At 50.0% G+C, this 19,108-nt stretch carries 21 protein-coding genes and 1 other RNA gene; 9 read left to right on the top strand and 13 right to left on the bottom strand.

All coding sequences use genetic code 11. The annotated features are described in order from the left end of the window. Positions 1-170: 170 nt before the first annotated feature. Positions 171-541, top strand: a transfer-messenger RNA (tmRNA) gene (gene ssrA, locus KTT_RS04765). Positions 542-704: 163 nt separating this feature from the next. Here the strand turns inward: ssrA and KTT_RS04770 are convergent. From KTT_RS04770 to KTT_RS04800, 7 genes are all read right to left on the bottom strand, one after another. After that, on the bottom strand, positions 705-1,352 hold the full coding sequence (locus KTT_RS04770) for a hypothetical protein (protein WP_126594892.1): 648 nt from the start codon (positions 1,350-1,352) through the stop codon (positions 705-707). A 192-nt stretch (positions 1,353-1,544) separates the two neighbouring features. Beyond that, the gene (locus KTT_RS04775) at positions 1,545-2,414 is read right to left on the bottom strand and encodes a site-specific integrase (RefSeq protein WP_126594893.1); all 870 of its coding nucleotides are present in this window, start codon (positions 2,412-2,414) and stop codon (positions 1,545-1,547) included. Further along, positions 2,404-2,688, bottom strand: a complete 285-nt coding sequence (locus KTT_RS04780; RefSeq protein ID WP_126594894.1) for a hypothetical protein — start codon at positions 2,686-2,688, stop codon at positions 2,404-2,406. The genes KTT_RS04775 and KTT_RS04780 overlap by 11 nt, the downstream gene beginning before the upstream one ends. A gap of 69 nt (positions 2,689-2,757) precedes the next feature. Further along, positions 2,758-2,928, bottom strand: a complete 171-nt coding sequence (locus KTT_RS37630; RefSeq protein ID WP_371864840.1) for a helix-turn-helix domain-containing protein — start codon at positions 2,926-2,928, stop codon at positions 2,758-2,760. Between the two features lie 47 nt (positions 2,929-2,975). Further along, entirely contained in the window at positions 2,976-3,275 is a 300-nt protein-coding gene (locus KTT_RS04790) for a hypothetical protein (protein WP_126594896.1), read from the bottom strand. After that, entirely contained in the window at positions 3,256-4,464 is a 1,209-nt protein-coding gene (locus KTT_RS04795; protein WP_126594897.1) for a hypothetical protein, read from the bottom strand. The genes KTT_RS04790 and KTT_RS04795 overlap by 20 nt, the downstream gene beginning before the upstream one ends. 460 nt (positions 4,465-4,924) lie before the next feature. Next, a complete protein-coding gene (locus KTT_RS04800) occupies positions 4,925-5,251 on the bottom strand; it encodes a hypothetical protein (RefSeq protein ID WP_126594898.1) in 327 nt (108 codons plus the stop codon). 790 nt (positions 5,252-6,041) lie between these two features. On the opposite strand from KTT_RS04800, the gene KTT_RS04805 reads away from it, so the two are divergent. Then, positions 6,042-6,929 carry a beta-propeller fold lactonase family protein gene (locus KTT_RS04805; protein WP_160145640.1) on the top strand — a complete coding sequence of 296 codons (888 nt, stop codon included), beginning with the start codon at positions 6,042-6,044 and terminating at the stop codon, positions 6,927-6,929. Positions 6,930-7,202: 273 nt separating this feature from the next. On the opposite strand, the gene KTT_RS04810 is transcribed toward KTT_RS04805, so the two are convergent. From KTT_RS04810 to KTT_RS04825, 4 genes are all read right to left on the bottom strand, one after another. Next, on the bottom strand, positions 7,203-7,406 hold the full coding sequence (locus KTT_RS04810; RefSeq protein ID WP_126594900.1) for a hypothetical protein: 204 nt from the start codon (positions 7,404-7,406) through the stop codon (positions 7,203-7,205). A gap of 11 nt (positions 7,407-7,417) precedes the next feature. Then, complete coding sequence (locus KTT_RS04815; protein ID WP_126594901.1) at positions 7,418-8,383, bottom strand: TOTE conflict system archaeo-eukaryotic primase domain-containing protein; 966 nt, start codon at positions 8,381-8,383, stop codon at positions 7,418-7,420. 73 nt (positions 8,384-8,456) lie between these two features. Further along, on the bottom strand, positions 8,457-8,729 hold the full coding sequence (locus KTT_RS04820) for a hypothetical protein (protein WP_126594902.1): 273 nt from the start codon (positions 8,727-8,729) through the stop codon (positions 8,457-8,459). An 11-nt stretch (positions 8,730-8,740) separates the two neighbouring features. Beyond that, positions 8,741-9,004 (bottom strand): hypothetical protein, encoded by a 264-nt coding sequence (locus tag KTT_RS04825; RefSeq protein WP_126594903.1) that lies wholly within the window; start codon positions 9,002-9,004, stop codon positions 8,741-8,743. A gap of 116 nt (positions 9,005-9,120) precedes the next feature. Between KTT_RS04825 and KTT_RS04830 the strand changes: the two genes are divergently transcribed. The 7 genes from KTT_RS04830 (at position 9,121) to KTT_RS04860 (ending at position 16,688) form a co-directional block, all read left to right on the top strand. Next, entirely contained in the window at positions 9,121-9,324 is a 204-nt protein-coding gene (locus KTT_RS04830) for a hypothetical protein (protein WP_126594904.1), read from the top strand. Positions 9,325-10,258: 934 nt separating this feature from the next. After that, positions 10,259-10,747, top strand: a complete 489-nt coding sequence (locus KTT_RS04835; RefSeq protein WP_126594905.1) for a hypothetical protein — start codon at positions 10,259-10,261, stop codon at positions 10,745-10,747. A gap of 341 nt (positions 10,748-11,088) precedes the next feature. Then, positions 11,089-12,009: a Vgb family protein gene (locus KTT_RS04840; RefSeq protein ID WP_126594906.1), complete on the top strand. Its 921-nt coding sequence runs from the start codon at positions 11,089-11,091 to the stop codon at positions 12,007-12,009. A gap of 175 nt (positions 12,010-12,184) precedes the next feature. After that, positions 12,185-13,756 carry an MFS transporter gene (locus KTT_RS04845; RefSeq protein WP_126594907.1) on the top strand — a complete coding sequence of 524 codons (1,572 nt, stop codon included), beginning with the start codon at positions 12,185-12,187 and terminating at the stop codon, positions 13,754-13,756. 684 nt (positions 13,757-14,440) lie between these two features. After that, entirely contained in the window at positions 14,441-14,644 is a 204-nt protein-coding gene (locus KTT_RS04850) for a hypothetical protein (RefSeq protein WP_126594908.1), read from the top strand. A gap of 271 nt (positions 14,645-14,915) precedes the next feature. Further along, on the top strand, positions 14,916-16,079 hold the full coding sequence (locus tag KTT_RS04855) for an AI-2E family transporter (protein WP_126594909.1): 1,164 nt from the start codon (positions 14,916-14,918) through the stop codon (positions 16,077-16,079). Between the two features lie 162 nt (positions 16,080-16,241). After that, positions 16,242-16,688 (top strand): hypothetical protein, encoded by a 447-nt coding sequence (locus KTT_RS04860; protein WP_126594910.1) that lies wholly within the window; start codon positions 16,242-16,244, stop codon positions 16,686-16,688. Between the two features lie 288 nt (positions 16,689-16,976). On the opposite strand, the gene KTT_RS04865 is transcribed toward KTT_RS04860, so the two are convergent. After that, a complete protein-coding gene (locus KTT_RS04865) occupies positions 16,977-17,831 on the bottom strand; it encodes a DedA family protein (RefSeq protein ID WP_235845602.1) in 855 nt (284 codons plus the stop codon). Positions 17,832-17,929: 98 nt separating this feature from the next. Continuing rightward, positions 17,930-19,012: a hypothetical protein gene (locus KTT_RS04870; RefSeq protein WP_126594911.1), complete on the bottom strand. Its 1,083-nt coding sequence runs from the start codon at positions 19,010-19,012 to the stop codon at positions 17,930-17,932. Positions 19,013-19,108: the final 96 nt, after the last annotated feature.

Here is a 19,108-nt window from a genome sequence, read left to right on the forward strand (position 1 = left end):
GACAAAAAGACACCCAACATCCAGGCACATCGCGTCAGCAAACTAACCACGAACGAATCAAAATACAGGCGCTCAAATATTGCTATTTGTCAACCAATATGGTATACTGTGAAATACACCAATCGTGTACTGGCCTTACTTGAGCAAGTACATGATAAGGTTCTTCATCTGGGGATGTCGGGTTTCGACAGGCAGTCAGATTGAAGAATTGCAGGCCGAGGTGTCGGTATGCACCCTCGCTAAACAACCGACAAAACAATAGTTGCCAAACCAGCAACAAACAACTTCGCCATCGCTGCCTAAGAAGTAGTGACGCGACGTCTGCCCGGCTTTTTCTCGTGGGGTCGGTTCCAGGCGTCATACACACGAGATGCGATAACGGCCATCGCCTTCTAACCGTTATCAAAGACCAGAAAGCCAGCGCTCTAGTATCCAGTTGATGGGAGACCGGGGCGTACAAGCAAAACATCAACTAAGCCTGTAGTACATTCCTCGGTAGGGCTGTTTGGACGGGGAGTTCAACTCTCCCCCATCTCCACCACTAAAGCCGCTTGTGAACCCGCTTCACAGGCGGCTTTCTTTTGCTCCCTTTTGCTCCACACTTGAGGTTGACATCCATTTTGACATCCATTAAAGATTTTGACATCTGATTAACTTATTCCAGATCCACAAGTTACCATAACCTTTACTCTTTACAGAAAGAATCATCCCATCTCTCCCGGCCTTTGATCACACATAATTTCAGATCTTTGATCATACACTAATTGTATGCCTGTAAGCGCCGCTTCTAATGTCTCTAATAGAGCATCCATATACTGACAAAACGCTGGTACATGGAATATAAAATGAGGAGGAACGGAAGCCTGAGCATCTTTTTTAATGGGGTATCGAAACGTATAGGAGCCTGCATCTACAGAGTCAAATTCTTTAACGAAACGAACAAAGTCATTGAACGTGCGCATCTCTTCCGTTTCAGTTTCCCAAATATACCCCACATTATTAAAAGTTTTTCTTACGTCATCTATAAATTGCGATAACTTATGCTGTGTTAAGAGATAATTAGGAAAGGGATGATTTTCATTATCAAGGCGCTCAATCTTAAATCCTTCATACACAATAGCTTTAAGACAAAGCTCTAGAGAATGCCGATATAAAAAAACGATAGGGCAGGCATCAATATCATGGTAACCAGGAAGAGAAAACATAGCTTCAGCTAATTTTTGACCTGCATTATGAAATGCACGAGCATATACTCCAAGTTCATTCATCGCTGAGGGTTGAAAATTAAGCACTACATTCCCATATAGGGAACTTGAGTGAAAAAGCAAAGATTCTGAAGATGCATCATCCATAACGGTTTACTCCTATTATTATCTCTACTAACACTAAGTAAAAATAATATATCATGGTCATCTTATGATATTCAATCTACATTAACAACAATAAAAGCAGCCTCTATCACATTCTTTGGATAGAGGCTGTTATATAAGATAAAAGCAATCATGTCAGATCCAGACAACAAAAGAAACGCCCATTGATGCAATTTAGGGATTTTGTTTAAAAATCTCATTGAACTTATCTGCTATAAGTTGTAGCATCGAATAATTGACGTGACCATAAACACCGAGAGTCGTAGTAATGTCCTCATGGCCAGCAAGTTCTTGCACTGAAAGAGGATCGATCTGCATACCGACCAGGAGGGACAAAACGCTATGGCGCAGGTCATGTATCCTCATATGCGGCAGGCCAGTACTTTGCAATAACTTGACGAACATTTTTTGAAGATAACGAGGATTCAGATAGTTACCTTCCAGCCCACAAATCACAAGGTTCAGATCCACCCACTTACTACCAACTTTTTGCCGCTGTTCCTGCTGGCTTACCTGGTGTGCTTTGAGCATAGTAATAACAAACTTCGGAAGCAGGATATCACGGCGGCTACGTTCTGTTTTCGGTTCATTTTCAACGTAACCATAGTGTGCCAGAAAATCAACTGTTCGCCGAACATGAAGTACCCGCTTATCAAGATCGACATCAGACCAGCGGAGCGCCAGCAGTTCACCGCGACGCATACCAGTAGTAAGAGCCAGAGCAATGAACATCTCCAGGCGATCACCACGGGCTGCCAGCATCAGAGCGCGAGCCTGTTCTAAATTCACAGCTTGTTTCTCCTTTTTTCTAATGCGAGGTGGTTTCACCACGCTGGTTACATTGCGTGAAACCATGTTCCAGCGTAGAGCATTATCAAGCGCGTTATGCAAAAGACCATGAACATTCTGTATAGTTTTGGCCGACAAACCTTTTTTACCCATCTTGGTATACAAAACTTGTATATGCTGAGGCATTAACTTCTGTAGCTGATAACCACCGAGAGCAGGTACAATGTAAGTGTTAATCAGCTTTTTATATTTCATATTTCACATAGGTGCTAATGCGAACGGTAGGTTTCTGAATCTCTTCTAACCATTGTTGCAGATAAGCATCAACTTTTAAATTAGGACCAGTAGCAAGAGTCCCTTGCTCATCTTCCCGCTGAGCTTTGCGAAGCTTCGCCAATGTTTCTTGCTGGGTAGCACCATAGACGAAGTGTCGCTTTCCATCCTCAGAATAAAAAGCACCCTGCCACCGGCCATCTTTACGTTGAGTAACGGTACCTTCACCATGAGCACGACGCCCTTTTTTCTTCATAAAATACTCCTCAAAAAAACAAGCCTCGTTGCTTTGTGAAGCACGAGGCAGAACAGAACCCAGCAAAACTTAAGCAGTGCATTCCTCATGAGACTTTAGCCATTCATGTAAAGAGTCAGGATGAATACGGCGAACACCGCGCAGGAGGATAGAAGGCAACCCTTCATGGTTAAGGTACTGGTACACAGTAGTACGGCAGACCCCAAGCATAATAGCCACATCAGCAACGCTCAACAACACAGGCTGAGCCGATCGAAATCTTTTTACGACGAGCCCTAGAGCACCTCCTATGACGCTGCATCAGCGATATGATAGAGCACGCGTTTTTTGCGCACCATTTCCGTGAAGTCCTTCTGTCGTAGTCGCATATACTCTTCCGCCAGGCGGTAGTAGACCGACAGCGTATCAGAGAAATCGGCAGATATATCAGCCTCCAGGCGATCATCAGAATGAGCACGCCAGGCTTCGAAGGTAGACATGCACCCCGTCAGCTGGGCTACCATCCGTTCCATATTGACATGCCGCTTTCTCTCTCGAATATAGGGAGCCAGGTTGAACACCGCAGGATCAACGACAGGAGCCAACATATGCAGGCTGCTGTACAGCAGACTTTCTCTTTTTCCTATGCACCGGCTTGCTGTGCTCGAAAGGATGCTCTTCCAGGTAGGCATCGACCTCGGCCAGCAACTCCTCTTTCTCTCTCTCCTCTCGTTCATATTCGGACTCTTCCAGTTCAGGCACTGCGAAAGCCGATTGAATAACCTGCCAATCAGGATGCACTTCCCAGCGAGAGCGGTTGACATCCGTTTCGCTGGGAATGACATAGCGGAGCCAGCCATCCGGCAGCCCATCAGCGCCACCATCCACATGACCCACCGCATATCCCCACAGGCCAGCAAGGTAGGTTTCGAGCAAAAACGCATCCTCGATCCCGTGAAACAAAACCTCCTCTTGTTCTTCGCCATCCTTGGCGCTCCGGCCTACCTGCTTCATTTCCCGTAGGGCTGGGCGACGGTACCGGATCTCATTGCGTATCACTGGCATATCTTCCGTATACTCAAACCCCTGCACACGCGCCGACTCATGCCACAGATCAAATAGCCAGCCCTTTTCGGGAGAGTTGTATTTAATCTCATGCGTTTTGTCGTAGATCAAGGCAGAAATGGGAGCGGCACGCGCCCCAAACGGCAAGCCAGTAATGCAGCCCCAGCGACGCTTGATCCGATCTGGACCATCGACAAAACCATCATCCAGGCTCCCAGGTGCTTCTTCCGACAGCTGCGCACGCGAGATAAAGCACTCTTTGATTTCATCCGCGGAAGGCAATTGGAAATTGAGCACATCCGCGGCCAGGTCAAGCGCCGACACCTGCAGGCAGATGTTCTGCCCGAACACCTGGGTCGCAAAGAAGAACACCTCATTGACGATCGTGCTGATATCCCGCCTCTTCCAGAGGTATTCCGACGAGCAGCGCACCTGGGCGCACAAGTTCATCCTTGAGCCGCGGTTGACGCAAAAATTGATGCTCTCGTTCTTCAAGATCCGGTTGAAGCCCTCACTTCCCTTCGTCATCATCAACAGCGGACGACCATCAAAAGAAAAGCGCGTCGGAATGTTTTCCTCTTCCTCTTGCGCCAGTTCTTTCAGTTGCTGCAGTTCAAGTTTCAACTCATCAGATAACTTTTTCTTAACTATCTGAAAATTGGTATCCGTCTGATACACATTCAGATACAAGGTATCCAGAAAAGCCCCTAAGACTTTCACTCTGCTATCCATAGGCACCTCCTCTCAAAGTGTTTAAAACCTGCCACATTACTGGTAAAATGGCTTGGGTCATGACAACAAGTGACAAGGGAAAGAAAAGCGAGAAATAATCAGTTATGGACGACAAAACAAGAAGCAAGATTCTCAAGGAAGTTCGATCAACTCAAGTCATCATCTCCTACATTTCTGGGCTTGTTTCTATTTGCTATGTAAGTTATTTATTTATCCAGGCGATCGAAAATAAAATATATCTGTTAGCAGCGTGGTATGGTTTTTGTATCCTCCTAGTGCTTGGAGCGCTTATAATGTTGATATTTAGCAGAAGACTAATAGTCCGTTTAATCAATCGGTGGTACATAACACAGCAAGCCAGCCAGGAAAGCCAACAAAAAAGTAAGAAATATGAATCAGGCAACCAGTGATGTATTTTGAGCGGTCCGGTTTACTTGCTGGACCGCTCAGAGCGACCGCACTACCAATCCACCGAGCGCAGCAGGGTATCAAACTCCTGATCCCAATCGTCTTGCACCGCATCCAGGGTCACAAACACGCGAAACGCTCGATAGCAGATAGACCTATCCAGAGCACGCGCACACGCATAGGCAATCCGACAAAGGCCATAATTGCGCATAGCGTCCTCAATCGCCTGGAAGGCTGTTGCAGCTTTGATGTATCCGGCATACAGTGGCATACGGTTTTCACCAAGACCTGCAGGCCAGATCGCCACATCAAACCAACCCGAAACAGGCACACCCTCCCAAGGGCCATAGTCCTGCAGGGGCTGTCCATAATTCGACATAGCTAACCTCCTAGAAGCAAGCACCAGCTGAATGCAATATCTAATCAGAGGAAAGAAAAATTACATCCCAGAGGGGGATGCGAGAAGTGGCACCCCACGTGTTACTGGTTTCGTGGTGTGCAGCGCTATCATCAAGGTAGCGCTGCACAATGAATGAAGAGAGTATGTACCGGAACAACACAAAGCGGACAAGAACCCGAGCCAGGACGCAGGTTATCTGTGTTCGAAGAACAGTGCCGCGTGAAACAACCAGGACCTACGGAATTGCTGAAGTTACTCATCCATAAGCCACCTCAAGAACGCCCGGTAGATACCTATTCAAATACACTATTTGGCGCTTTCCATACACTAAAAAGGGAGAGCCCTTCAGAATAGAGCGTGAAGTGCATATTACAAAATAGATACCACGATCATTGCCTGCACACTCACATCATTTCCTGTTCTCCAGTTCCCGCGGTGAGCTATCTGTGCGCTGAAAAAGGGGGCCTCAGATATCGGGCCTTTCTCCATTGACCCGATCTCATCATATCTTATGAAAGGAGTCATTTCTATGGGAAGATCAGACACACGGCGCCGTGCCCGCATCCTCTTTCTTGTGCTCTGTCTACTGACCTGCCTCACCTGTGTACCCGCGCATACCTTCGCCCATGCGCACGCACCTCAAACGGGGGCCACTGCATTCCATCATCCCAGACCTCCGAGACATCACAGACCTCTGAGACATCACAGACCTCCGAGACATCACAGACCTCCAGGATCTCCTGGGCCCTGCTTTCTGAACTGCATCTACGTGTCAAACTATGGTGATAATACGGTTTCGGTCATCGATGGCACTACCGATACCGTGCTCAGCTCCCCCATCCCTGTCGGACATGTACCATTGGGCGTAGCCGTCAATCCCAACACCAACCGCATCTACGTGGTAAACTTTGGTGATAATACGGTTTCGGTCATCGATGGCACTACCGATACCGTGCTCGGCTTCCCCATCCCTGTTGGGCGTGAGCCCTATGGCGTGGCCGTCAATCCCAACACCAACCGCATCTACGTGACAAACTTTGGTGATAATACGGTCTCGGTCATCAATGGCACCACCAATACCGTGCTCGGCTCCCCCATCCCTGTCGGACATTCTCCCTATGGCGTGGCCGTCAATCCCAACACCAACCGCATCTACGTGACAAACATTAGTGATAATACGGTCTCGGTCATCGATGGCAATACCAATACCGTTCTCAGCTCCCCCATCCCTGTCGGGCGTGAGCCCTATGGTGTGGCCGTTAATCCCAACACCAACCGCATCTACGTGACAAACTTTGGTGATAATACGGTTTCGGTCATCAATGGCACCACCAATACCGTTCTCGGCTCCCCCATCCCTGTCGGACATTTTCCCTATGGCGTGGCCGTCAATCCCAACACCAACCGCATCTACGTGACAAACGAGTATGATGGCACGGTCTCAGTCATCGATGGCACCACCAATACCGTGCTCGGCTCCCCCATCCCTGTCGGACATTCTCCATGGAGCGTGGCCGTCAATCCCAACACCAACCGCATCTACGTGACAAACATTAGTGATAATACGGTTTCGGTCATCAATGGCAATACCAATACCGTGCTCGGCTCCCCCATCCCTGTCGGATTTGGTCCATGGGGTGTGGGTGTCAATCCATAAGGGGATCACCATCATGGAGACCCCCCTTCCCGGTCACAGGAACCACTCTCTCCATTATTTCCTGTGACCGGGATCGCTCACGACAACGGATACTCCACATATGGCTCTTTAAGCTTGACCCACGTTTGACACAGATGGCAAACTGCTTCCACAACACCAGTTCACCCACACCCAGCACGATCGTTCGCGCTGTCTGTGCCAGTAGGATTGAGGCTCCTCGCGATTTGTGCCATGTCGTAGGCTACGACAATACATGCTGGCATTCCATACCCCCTATGCTTGATAGACCTCGACAGGAGCCAACCAACAGCCAGCATTCAGACTATGAACGTGCAGGACACCACGCACACGACGAGCGCGATTGATCCGATGAAGAGCACCGTCAGCCATCCGAGCATAGACGCCGTTATTGCAGCCATTCACATTGGTCCACACCGCTTCATTAATGGCGCGAACACCGGCTAAACGTTCCATCATAGCGATACCTCCTAGAAATGACCACCCGCCAGAATGTGCGACCACAACTCACGAGCAGAAAGCCCATAGTAGTAGCGGAAGAAATCGAAGAGCGACCCACCTTGCTTCCAGGCGTGACAATACCAGCAGCAGAGATCGGGATAGGAAGGACGATAGACCCACAGCGAGGGATGGGCATCAACACCATCATTGTGATGCCAGCCAAAGGGACAGCAGCCCATTCCCTTCTGATCGAGCGCCACATAGCGGCCAATCATGGCAACGGGATCATGCTGTCTGCACCAGTCTCGAATCGTCAACGTGGTTTCAGATGGGACGGATGTGAAGGGAATGGTGCGCGGTGTCGTGGGCGTCGCCTGGTCAGCGACCGGGAGCGGGATCGACGCCGGAACGGGAACCCGCAGGACGGTAGAGAACCAGGCCAGCATGTCAGCCAGCGAGGCCGCCACTGGCACAAACTGCCCATGTGACCAGGCCACAAAGGGATAACATTCACCTGTCACCCGATGCACACCGAGAGGCAGCCGGACCAGGGAGCCAAGCGGCACACGCTCAGATAACGCATTCTGCTTTGGGTAGAACTCCACACCATCTGGACAGAACGGCAACAGCCAACGACACACCAGCGCAGGCGAGGCCGGATCACGGAAGAAGACGCGCAGATGCGCACCACGGCGGGACTGTTCCAGATAGGACGGCACCCCCACCCCTGCCAGCTGTGACTGGACCTGGAGGAGATCGACCAGGCCAGACGACGCATCACTATCAAAGACAGCGAATCGACACAGCCCATGCTCATCAATGAGATAGGAGCCAATCGTCTGAACGCCTTGCAGGTGACGATAGACCACATCATAGGTGAGCGGGCAGCCAGCGCGAGCATAGCGACCATCCGACCGCTGATAGGCATACTCATCACGACGGCCCACACAGCACGCTATAAAGGCGTCGAGCAGCTGTTTTGTGACCACAACCATAGACATCACCAGAAGCAGTAAACGCACGCCTGTCAGCCGTACAGAACGGCGTGCAGGCGTGCAAGAGATGGCGTTAGTTCCCGGCTGACCAGTTTGCCAGCTGACTGAAAAGCCCTCGCGTTTGAGGAGGAGCAGGAGGCATGGCGACCGGAGGGCCACCAACGTTCAGCTGTTGGGTCGTGCCAGTAAAGGGCGCATTCTGCGTGACCTGGCCGGGGATAATGGTTGGTTGATTCGGAGCAGGAAGCCCAGGAAAGGGAGGAGCTTGCGGTGCAGCCAGCGCCGGAGTGGCAGCCGCAGGGGTGATGCGTGTCACCGAGGATTGATGACGCGCCGGGAGTTGCAACGGTTCTGTTTTCAGCCCAAAGCTATAGTCGCCAAGATCCAGTTGAAACCCTCACTGCCCTTTGTCATCATCAGCAGTGGGCGGCCATCAAAAGAAAAGCGCGTCGGAATATTTTCCTCTTCCTCTTGTGCCAGTTCTTTCAGTTGCTGCAGTTCAAGTTTGAGCTCATCAGGTAGCCTTTTCTTGACCACCTGAAAATTGCTATCCGTCTGGTACACATTCAGATACAAAGTATCCAGAAAGGCACCCAAGACTCTGACTAAACTTTTTGTCATAGACACCTCACTTTCTTTGCATTCTCATAAAGCTTAGGTGAGACCACACATGTGCTATATTTTCTTCGCCAGCACGTTATAAAAGTCAGCATCTATATTGAGAGGAGTTGAGTTTTATGCCTCAATATCTGAAGAGGCGTTTGATTTTAGCAGGCATTTGCTTTATCTATGCCATAATCCTTGCATTTGCGTTATTTTTTGCGGATCAATTTTGGATACTCAAGGTAGCAGCACGTACGCTAACACTACTTGGAGCCCCCACAATAGTATTCCTTATGTTCACAGGAACAAAAGAAACAGAAAAGAACTCAGATAAATAATCACCAAGCAACCAGTAATGTATTTTGGGCGGTCCGGTTTACTTGCTGGACCGCTCAGAGCGACCGCACTACCAATCCACTGAGCGCAGCAGGGTATCAAACTCCTGATCCCAATCGTCCTGCACCCAGGGTCACGAACACCTTGAATGCTCGATGGCAGATAGACCCATCCAGAGCACGCGCACACATAGGCAATTCGACAGAGGCCATAATTGCGCATGGCGTCTTCAATCGCCTGGAAGGCTATTGTAGCAACGCTTATACAGCCACAGGAGTTAAGCTATGGCTAGCAGAATTGCTAAAGTTATTCATCTATGAAAACAGCTTAAAGGCGAGCATTTACACTGCTCGTTCTAACACCTACTTTGGAAAATATTAGAAAGAAACGTTCTTAATATATGTGAACATTGTCAATAAAAAATACTGTCTATTAAGGAGTAAATATGTATCGGTCACCCTATGATCTAATAACAGTATTAACGATAATTTTGGTATCATTTATCTGCGAAACAATATCTAATTTTATTAGGCGCAGAAGGCATGAAATCACAAACAGGAAAATAACTAGAAGAAGTAAAGGGAAAAGTAAAACACAAACCTTATTAGATAAGATAGCAAAGAATTTTATACTGCATTAAATAGAAATGCTAGCTCTCCGTACATAGAAGAACCTGACCAGGTATTTAAAGAGTAACACTCGCAGAGGATGTAAATAGACAGGCGCGTGTTCCTTGTGTGCTCCTGTCCTCAACACAGCGTCACACTTTCCTCATTGTTCGATAGCATCTCGATATAGAAAAAATCAAATCTTTGATTTGCCATAGTTCTTATACTTAAAAATGTGTTTTTACTTCTCTTGCTTTTATAGCTGAGAAGTTCTTTTCCAATACGGAAGTTCCGTCTTATTCATGCATCAATTAAGGAGAAAAAGAACGTGTTTAGTATGAACAGATCTCGTATGCTCAGCATTGCATTTATGCTCTGCCTTGTAGCTGGATTCGCGGGATTGCCCGCGCAAGCCTCTGCCCATGCAGCCTCGCCTCAACTGATGGCAATACAATCTGGTTACAGGCTTTCACATTCATATTTCCTTCAAAATTCTGTTCTTGTTTCTGACCCGGCTACACCTCCGACAGCCATGGGGCAAACTACAGCAAAGACAACTGTTTTGGGAGGACAGGGTACGATCGCAGCCAAAACGACCAACGGAGGTTACGTAGCCTGCAATGCAAACGCGCATATAGTCGGAGGAGGATATGCGCTACTAGATAAAGATGGCAAACCAACAACTATCAAGGATGTCTTTGTTTTAGCAAGTAGCCCATCCAAAGCAAAAGATGGAACAGACACCTGGGCTGTAGCGGTTAACAACGGTACAGCATCTCCTATCACTGTGGCGATTTATGCTATTTGCATAGCATAATCCCCCACCTTCGGGAGAGGATCCATGAGCGTTTCTTTTTGATCTGCATAAAGCGTTAATCGATCAGGCCTCCGACCACAAGGTCAGGAGGCCTTTATCCTGGCCGGTCTAAGCATCACATATCTCATCATCTCGTATCCTCAACGTGGAGGGCGCGCTCTTTTGTGAAGCTTGCAAAAAAAGTTATATCGGCACATTATTATGGTGCGAGCGGAAATCGGGTGATATCGTATTAAAGTACAGGTGAATAGTTTTTATTGAGATATATATACGAGAAGAAGGATATTCCCATGTTACGCCATCTACACCAACAGTCAGCTGCAATCGTGATAAGGATATTTTTGGGTAGTCTGTTGTTTGTACTGACTGCGTGTACATCGGCGAATCCAACAAGCCCTCCCCATACAGGAATCAGCCCGACTGCGACAAGAGCGCCGTCGCCCACGCCAGGTCCGACCCTCACTCCAACGGCACGTGTAGCGCCATCCCATTATACGGCGCAGATAATCCTGCAGGGAAAGGGACATCCAGACGACCTGGCGCAGGACCGGCAGGGGCATCTCCTTTTTAGCGATGATACCAACGGGACCATCGACCGCCTGAACAGCGACGGCTCGGTGACGATCCTGCTGCGCGATCCTGCCGGACCAGAAGGGCTGGTTGTGCTGGCCGATGGCACCATTATGTTCGGCGAACAGACAACGAACCGTATCATGAAGCTGGCTCCCGGCACCCATACAGCGACAGTCGTTCGCGATCTCCATGGGCACGATAGCCAGGCCACCTGCAAACATGGGATCGATGGGATCGCCCTTGATCCAGGAACCAATACCTTGATTGTGCCAGATAGCCCGATTGGGAACGTCTATCGGATGAGCCTGGATGGCAAAACATTACATCTGCTGGCGACAGGTATCAGTCGACCGGTGGGCGCCAGCGTTGATGGCAATGGCACCATCTTTATAGCCGATGAGTGCGGTGGAGCCGTCTGGAAGATCACCCCATCCGGCACGGTCAAACGCATTGGCGGCTTTGCGATGCCGGACGATATAATCCCCGATGGCTATGGCAATCTACTCATCGTCGACCTGGCTCAGGCGGTCCATGCCTTCATCCGCTTTAATCCCACCAGTGGCAAGAAAGAGATCCTGGATAGCCAGCGCTATATCGAGCCACAGGGAATCCTCAGCGACAGCAGCGGACACATCTATGTCTCAGATGATTCAGCCAATGTCATCGTCAAATATACTCCAGTCCATTGAGAAAAAGTCATGGAAAGGCAGCTCCTCTTGTATATCGGGGCAAACAACAGTGCGTCTAATAACTTCTAAACAAAGTAATATAAGCAAATTCACCACAAAAAGGGAAGACATTCGACCCTTTTTTTGTTATAACTTAGATAGAAAACGTTATCTTTTTGTTCCAGGGAGATCAGGCATGCATGATGAACATAAACAAGTATTTCATGGAGGATTTGAAACAGCATCACAGGGGGAGGTACAGGCCGTAAGGTCAGAGAAGCCGGTTGCATCGGAATCCATTACCCATTTACCAGGACAGGTGCATCCGGGGGTGAATAAGTGGGCTGTACTTATTTTAGCCGCTTCGAGCGGTTTTTTGACGACCTTGGATAGTTCGATTGTGAATATTGGCCTTCCCGCCATTTCAAACACATTCCATGTGGGAGTGAGCGGGGAAATCGAGTGGATCATTATTGGCTATCTGGTTGTGATCGCGGCCGTCTTGCTGACCTTTGGCCGCCTGGCGGATTTAATCGGGCGCAAACCTATCTTTTTAGCTGGCCTGATCGTCTTTATCAGCGGGTCCGCCCTATGTGGCATGGCGCCATCCCTGCTGATGTTGATCCTGGCGCGCATCTTTCAAGGGGTAGGTGGCGCAATGATCTTCGCGGTCAACATCGCCATGATCACCAGCACCTTCCCTAACAATGAACGGGGACTGGCGCTGGGATTAAACGCGGTTGTAGTATCACTGGGCGTCAGCGCGGGGCCAACTATTGGGGGGTTGATCACTCAATATTTGACCTGGCGTTGGATCTTCTATGTTAACGTGCCACTGGGCCTGCTGGTGTTATGCGCCGCCTTTTATGTTTATCGAGAGATTCGTCCAGCCCGCGGACAAAGCAGCCGTTTTGATCCCCTGGGCGCTACTTTGCTGGCCATTGGGCTCTCGACGCTTACCCTGGGACTCTCCTTCGGTCAGGAATGGGGCTGGTTGTCGGCCGGATTAATCATTACGCTGGTCATCAGTGTTGTCACATTGGGATCTGCGATCTACGTCGAGAGCCGTATAGCTCATCCCATTTTAGATTTAAACCTGGTCCGCAATCGTACATTCGCCTTTGCCAATATTACCTTTATGCTGTGCATGATGGCCCTGTTCGCACCAGGCTTTCTGATGCCATTCTACTTTGAGCAGTTACGGCACTTCACGACCGAGCAGACAGGGCTGATGCTCACACCTCTACCGCTGACAATGGCCATTCTGGCTCCCCTGAGCGGCGCGCTGGCTGATCGTATCGGCTCACGCTGGCTCTCGCCTATTGGACTGGCTATAGCTTGTTTTGGACTCTTCTTGCTCTCTGAGATAAGCGCGCAGAGCACGCTGTGGGATATTATCTGGCGGCTGCTGGTTATCGGTATTGGCCAGGGTATCTTTCAATCGCCCAATACCCGTACCATGATGGGGGCCGCGCCGCGTTCGGCCCAGGGCGAGGCGTCAGGCCTGCTAGCCACTGGACGCGTCATCGGCCAGGCATTAAGCGTGGCGATGATGGGCACCATCTTTGCCAGTCTGGGCGGCGCTATAGCCGGAAATCTACTCGCCAGCCAAACACGCGCACTATCGCCCGCAAGAATTTCTTCACTACAGCAGATGTTCATGGGTGGCTTCCACGCCGCATTGATGGGCTGTGCCGCCTTCGCGGCCCTGGGCATCTTTACCGCGATGGCACGCGGCAAAGGAGCGGCCGCGGAGTCGGCCCGGTAAGAGAGTAGCGCTGCTGGTTTGCTCAGGCCAGCAATGCTACTCTCTTACCGCATATAAAGCTCATGGCGATTTTGATGCCTGTAATCAACAGTTAAAAATATTGTCTTTTAGGTGAAAGTAGGCTATACTCTAATGGTCTTACAGTTGCTCTCGCGAACCGTACCCTCTTACAAAACGGCATCCTCCGCCAGTTCTTCCCATGGATGCTGTGATATTACATACAGGTATTCGCGTACGCCAAAGTGGCAAGCTGCCGCGCACTTACGGCCATCTCAGCCACCTCCAGTAGTTGCAAGCAAGCTGATCTATGGTTAGGAGACGTAGCACCATTCTAAATCGCTACGTTCACATGATTGAAGGGGATTACATTCCTTTGCATGGAAATGTCAAAGTTTGAGTACACAATGCAGGTGTCTTTTGATGATTTTCAGCATACGTTTATTTCCACCTGTCCATACACTTTTCTACGGAATGTTCGGCTGCCCCATAAACAGGGGATATGCAAGATAAACATTCCGCGTTAGCTCAATACCGCGTCCTACCACGGGCAACAACCAGGTAACCTACAAACAGCACCATTCATGTGCATGACTATATAGATGGGTGAAACCGCCTGGCAGGCGCAATATAACAAGAATAAACTACACCCTTTCGTGGGGGGGTTCTCAGTGGAGGCATTTCAAGATGAAAAATCGCTACTATGTACAACCTTTAACCGAGCAGGTCTATTTGATACGTGAACGCCTATCCGCCAGCGGCGGCCCGGGCCCTAATGATCCAATCGTGCGCTCATTTAGCGTCCGTCACGACGCTTATATGTATGTCAACAGTATAAATGCAGGAGCCGTAGAGCCACCAGTCCGTAACGATAAGCATCGTCCAGCATAGTCAGATTCATGAATGGTGCAAGGGCCGGGTGTTCACCTTGCACCATTCACACATCAAGTCGGTTCCACAGGCTGAAAAGCTCTGGTTGTTCTCTCCTCTCCTCTTTCTCGCATTGATCTTCCAATTTACATCCTCTGATTACATCTTTTGGTTGAAGCAAAACGCCGACTCGTTTGATATGTTCTCAGTATTACTGCCTGACATATCATCTTTATGCGTCCACATGTCGTCTTGAACGGATATCGTGATCCGGAGAGCGAGGGGAGATTGAATGTCCTCTTTATCTGATTACAATATGGTGCCCAGAGGCGATCAAACACCCACCGCGGCATGGACCAGGCGTTTCCTGATCGCGTTAACAATCGTCGCCTGGATGATTATCCTGATCGGTATCGGCTTTATACTCAGCAAGATCCTGGGAGCGCTCATCACCCTGGGTATTTCAGCCCTCATCGCCTACGTTATCTATCCCCTGGTCAGATTGCTGGAACGCTTTATCCCCCGGCCGCTCGCTATTCTGATCGTCTATCTGGGAGTGCTACTGCTGCTGCTGCTGCTCATCTATTTTGTCGTCCTCACGGCTATCGGTCAACTGGCAGCGCTCGTCATATCCATTCAGCAGAGCCTGCCAGACCTTCTGCAACGCCTGCAGCCATATATCAACAAGTTGAGCAACGTCAACATCTCGCCCAGCCAGATATTATCTTCTGGCGAGCAGGTGCTCAATTATGTTTTATCGGTGGTGGGCAACGTTTTTCCGGTGGTCAATAGCATTTTCTTATTAATCATTAATTTGATTATTGTTACCTCTTTGAGCGTTTATTTTCTACTGGAGGGGAACAAAACGATTAACTGGCTGCGTGAAAAGACGCCGCTACGCTCACGTGGCAAAATCAATTTCTTTCTAGATACATTGCATAACACCATGGGAGGCTTTATACGGGGGCAAATGACGCTGGCGGCGGTCATCAGTACAATCATGTGGATCGGTTACAGCATTATCGGCGTACCGTATGTCATGCTGATCGCGATCATTATTTTTGTCTTCGAGTTCATTCCTCAGATTGGCTCCTATATCTCTATTGGCATTGCTCTCCTGTTGACTTTAGCTACCAGAGGATGGCAGACGGCGCTGATCGCGCTCATCTTCTCAAGCATTGTGCAGGGGGGTCTGGATGGGCAGGTGCTGGCACCACGTATCCTGGGGCATGCCGTTGGCATCCATCCCATTATCTCTATCGGGGCCCTGCTGATTGGGGCGGACCTCTTTGGCCTGCTGGGAGCGCTGTTTGCCGCGCCGATCGCGGGTGTTCTCCAGATCTTTGTGCTGGCCTACTGGCGTTCCTGGGTCAAGCAGCATCCCGAGGAATTTCCCGAAAAGTCACCAGGCAATGTCCCGAGCACGGCAACTGGCACATCGGGGCCAGCCCCCTGATGATAAGGGATGATCACCTCCCTCGCCACCACACAGCGCGATCACAACACCTGGACAAACAGTCAAATTCTTGTATGATTTATACCAGGCACTCCCTGCTGCCTGCCTGGTATGCTAACTGCTCTGTTTTCAATAGTATGTATTGACATGGAAAGGATTATCGTGGCTTCTCATGTTGCCCAACTGGCATCAGCCCTACACGCGATCTCCGTCCTGGCGCTTCAGCAATCACCACAGCCATTGCGCGTTGCCGTGATTGGCGAACCCGCGTTCGCCCCGCTTTCACTGGTAACGTCATTGATTGCCCACCTGCCCGCCAGTTGCGTGGTGGTGGCAGGAAATACAAGCAAGGTTGAGCAGCATGCGCTGGCCAGCGCGCGCCGCTATGGCTACACTGTCGAGGAATATTCTCTTGAAAAACCCATGCAACCGGGCAACACGGCAGATGCGCTGGTACAATCGGTCTCGATCATCGTCGCGTTCTGGGATGGCATCAGTCAGGGTCTTCATAGCAATGCCACCGTCACGGCCCGCCAGGCCGGTATCCCCGTCTTTGTAATCGCGCCACACCCTCCACCCAATGCCCCCGTCCAGAATACCCTGTTCTAGCTCGCGAGAGGTTAGAGAGTGAAACTTCCCGCAAAGAGAAATCATTTTCTAAAAAAGGGAAGGGAGATCCATATTCTTCAGTCACCAGAAGGTAAAGATCACGAACCAGCAAGAAGTTAGCTTAAGCTAACACAGGAAGAGTTTGATACACTGAACCAGGCCAGCCAATAAGCACTCACCTGGCAAAAATGAGCCTGTTAAAAGCAAGACCAATGTCTTACAGAGCAGAAGGGGTACCTATCCATGTGGAATAGGTACCCCTTCTGCATAGTTTGAGAAATAAGCTGTTTATGAACGACGAGGAGGCTGGGATTGTGTTGGTCGCTGCGGCTGCTGGAACTGTGAATTTCCGGCCGACTGGCTCCAGGGCTGCTGTGGCTGCTGGAACTGGGTGTTGTTAGCCGCTTGATTCCAGGACTGTTGTGACTGCTGGAACTGCGCGTTGTTTATCGGCTGGCTGCCCTCAGTGGCGGCTGCGGCTTCGACTTCTTCATGCGCCAGGCGGGCGCGGCGGTCGTTGCGCAGATGGCGCCAGACATACAGCACGACCAGGACAAAAATGGCAGCAATGATCACATATTCAAAGCTCTTATAATATGGTTCGATGGTCGTCATATTGCCATTGAGAACCACACCGGCGTAGGCCAGCAATACGCACCAGGGGAAAGAGCCAATGAAGGAATAGATACAGAACTTGGTAAAGGACATCTTGGTGATACCAGCGGGTAGCGAGATATAGGTACGAACCACTGGCAGTAAGCGCGAGAAGAATGCGGTGGGGCTACCCCAGCGCTGGAAAAAACGGTCGGCAATATCGGCATCGTGATGTGAGATCAATACGTAGCGCCCATACTTTAACATCAAGGGACGACCACCTTTGTAGCCAATCCAGTAAGCAATGGTTGAACCGATCAGGCACCCTAACGCACCAGACAGGCCCAGCGCAACAATGCCCATCGGAGTGCTGACTCCTGGAAGAATTTTGTGCTGCGCTAATAAGAGGCCCGCCACCGGCATGACGATTTCGCTGGGCAGGGGAATACAGCAGCTCTCAATTGCCATTGCCAGAACAATACCTAACAGGCCAGTCGAGATATACAGATTGGTGATAAACGTTGTTAAGAGATCCATGAAATGGGCCACGTCTGCCTCCTTCGTAGAGCTTGCGATTTTGTCTCATACTAGCACATTTTATTGAAAGAGGCCAGAACCGTCAGTACCTCAAAAAGAGGTAGAATAGCCTACTCTTCATCGTGGCTGCTGGTCAGATTACGTGAGGAGCGGCGTGTTATCGGTGGCTCCAATTGCTGCGCCAGCTCATCCTTTAAAGGATCATCTTCATACATATATGGTGCACGTCGCTGCAGCGGCTTCTTCAGATCAGTACCCATAAAATCTGGCGGAAATACGTCGGTTTCTGGTTCCCTGTAATGGTACTTTTGGGCACTTAAATCCTCATCTTCCGAAATTGCCCGATAGGGACTATTGGGTGATGGATTGGCATCAACGATGCGTCGTCCACGCTGGGTGTAGCGATAAGAGCCATCGGTATCCTGAAGTTGCCTGGTGGTCTGACGATAGCCATGTGAACTGGGCGGCTTGCGGGTAGAGCGGTTGTTCGTCAACGAAGAGGATGGGCGACGCGAACGATATCCCTGAGAGTCGTCCTGCGCGGCATCTTCTGAACGCTGCGATGCTTCCTGTCGCGCGATGCGCAACGCCTGCGATTGAAACTGGCTGCGCGTCATCTCAGGTTGGTAACCCGGAAAAGCAGGATTGGGCAGGCGGCGTGTCGTGTGACGCCGGCTGGGGCTCTCTCCATCGCGTGGCGCTAGCTGACGAGGTGTGGGCCTGGGGCGTTGCGTTGAAGGGGGTCGATACGCCGGGTATTCATCAGAGGCCTGGTTGCGTGGAAATGGAGGAGGCAATTCTCTTCTGGTTGGAGCCGGCAGGTAACGACGCTCTTCTTCATATTCCTCATACTCGCCTTCCTCACCCCACACGCCACGATTGCGCGGCGTATACCTATCGTCTTCCTCGATCCAGATCGTTCGCGCCCGGCGCTCGGGCGCCTGTCGATAGACATACATGGCAGAGCGAGGCTCTTCTTCAAACTCTTCATCCTGCAAGCGCGCGCGTTCCTGCTCTTCATGGCGACGAGCGAGAAACGAAAAAAGCGTTAAAGAGATTGGAATACTTAGAAGTAGTGCCGCCAGGCCACCTATTAACCCACCAAGAACCCAGGAGTTGAGGGTGTTTGCATACCAGAGAACAACTGCGGCTCCTACAATAAGGACAAGTGCCGCAGCAACAGCCTTTAACAAAGGCTCGCATCCTTTCTGAGCTTTCACAAAAATTTGAGGCTCACAACAGAATAAATCCCTACTAACCTTCTAGTAGAAGTATAGCAGAATAGATCC

Source organism: Dictyobacter aurantiacus, from assembly GCF_003967515.1.
In the GTDB taxonomy this organism is placed as follows: domain Bacteria; phylum Chloroflexota; class Ktedonobacteria; order Ktedonobacterales; family Ktedonobacteraceae; genus Dictyobacter; species Dictyobacter aurantiacus.

Excerpts from the sequence above, each read along its gene's own strand:
- KTT_RS04855 (WP_126594909.1), top strand. The coding sequence starts at position 14,916 with ATGTCCTCTTTATCTGATTACAATATGGTGCCCAGAGGCGATCAAACA.
- KTT_RS04780 (WP_126594894.1), bottom strand. The coding sequence starts at position 2,688 with ATGAAGAAAAAAGGGCGTCGTGCTCATGGTGAAGGTACCGTTACTCAA.
- KTT_RS04775 (WP_126594893.1), bottom strand. The coding sequence starts at position 2,414 with ATGAAATATAAAAAGCTGATTAACACTTACATTGTACCTGCTCTCGGT.
- KTT_RS04825 (WP_126594903.1), bottom strand. The coding sequence starts at position 9,004 with ATGACAAAAAGTTTAGTCAGAGTCTTGGGTGCCTTTCTGGATACTTTG.
- KTT_RS04800 (WP_126594898.1), bottom strand. The coding sequence starts at position 5,251 with ATGTCGAATTATGGACAGCCCCTGCAGGACTATGGCCCTTGGGAGGGT.
- KTT_RS04790 (WP_126594896.1), bottom strand. The coding sequence starts at position 3,275 with ATGTTGGCTCCTGTCGTTGATCCTGCGGTGTTCAACCTGGCTCCCTAT.
- KTT_RS04810 (WP_126594900.1), bottom strand. The coding sequence starts at position 7,406 with ATGATGGAACGTTTAGCCGGTGTTCGCGCCATTAATGAAGCGGTGTGG.
- KTT_RS04850 (WP_126594908.1), top strand. The coding sequence starts at position 14,441 with ATGAAAAATCGCTACTATGTACAACCTTTAACCGAGCAGGTCTATTTG.
- KTT_RS04845 (WP_126594907.1), top strand. The coding sequence starts at position 12,185 with ATGCATGATGAACATAAACAAGTATTTCATGGAGGATTTGAAACAGCA.
- KTT_RS04830 (WP_126594904.1), top strand. The coding sequence starts at position 9,121 with ATGCCTCAATATCTGAAGAGGCGTTTGATTTTAGCAGGCATTTGCTTT.
- KTT_RS04770 (WP_126594892.1), bottom strand. The coding sequence starts at position 1,352 with ATGGATGATGCATCTTCAGAATCTTTGCTTTTTCACTCAAGTTCCCTA.
- KTT_RS04815 (WP_126594901.1), bottom strand. The coding sequence starts at position 8,383 with ATGGTTGTGGTCACAAAACAGCTGCTCGACGCCTTTATAGCGTGCTGT.
- KTT_RS04795 (WP_126594897.1), bottom strand. The coding sequence starts at position 4,464 with ATGGATAGCAGAGTGAAAGTCTTAGGGGCTTTTCTGGATACCTTGTAT.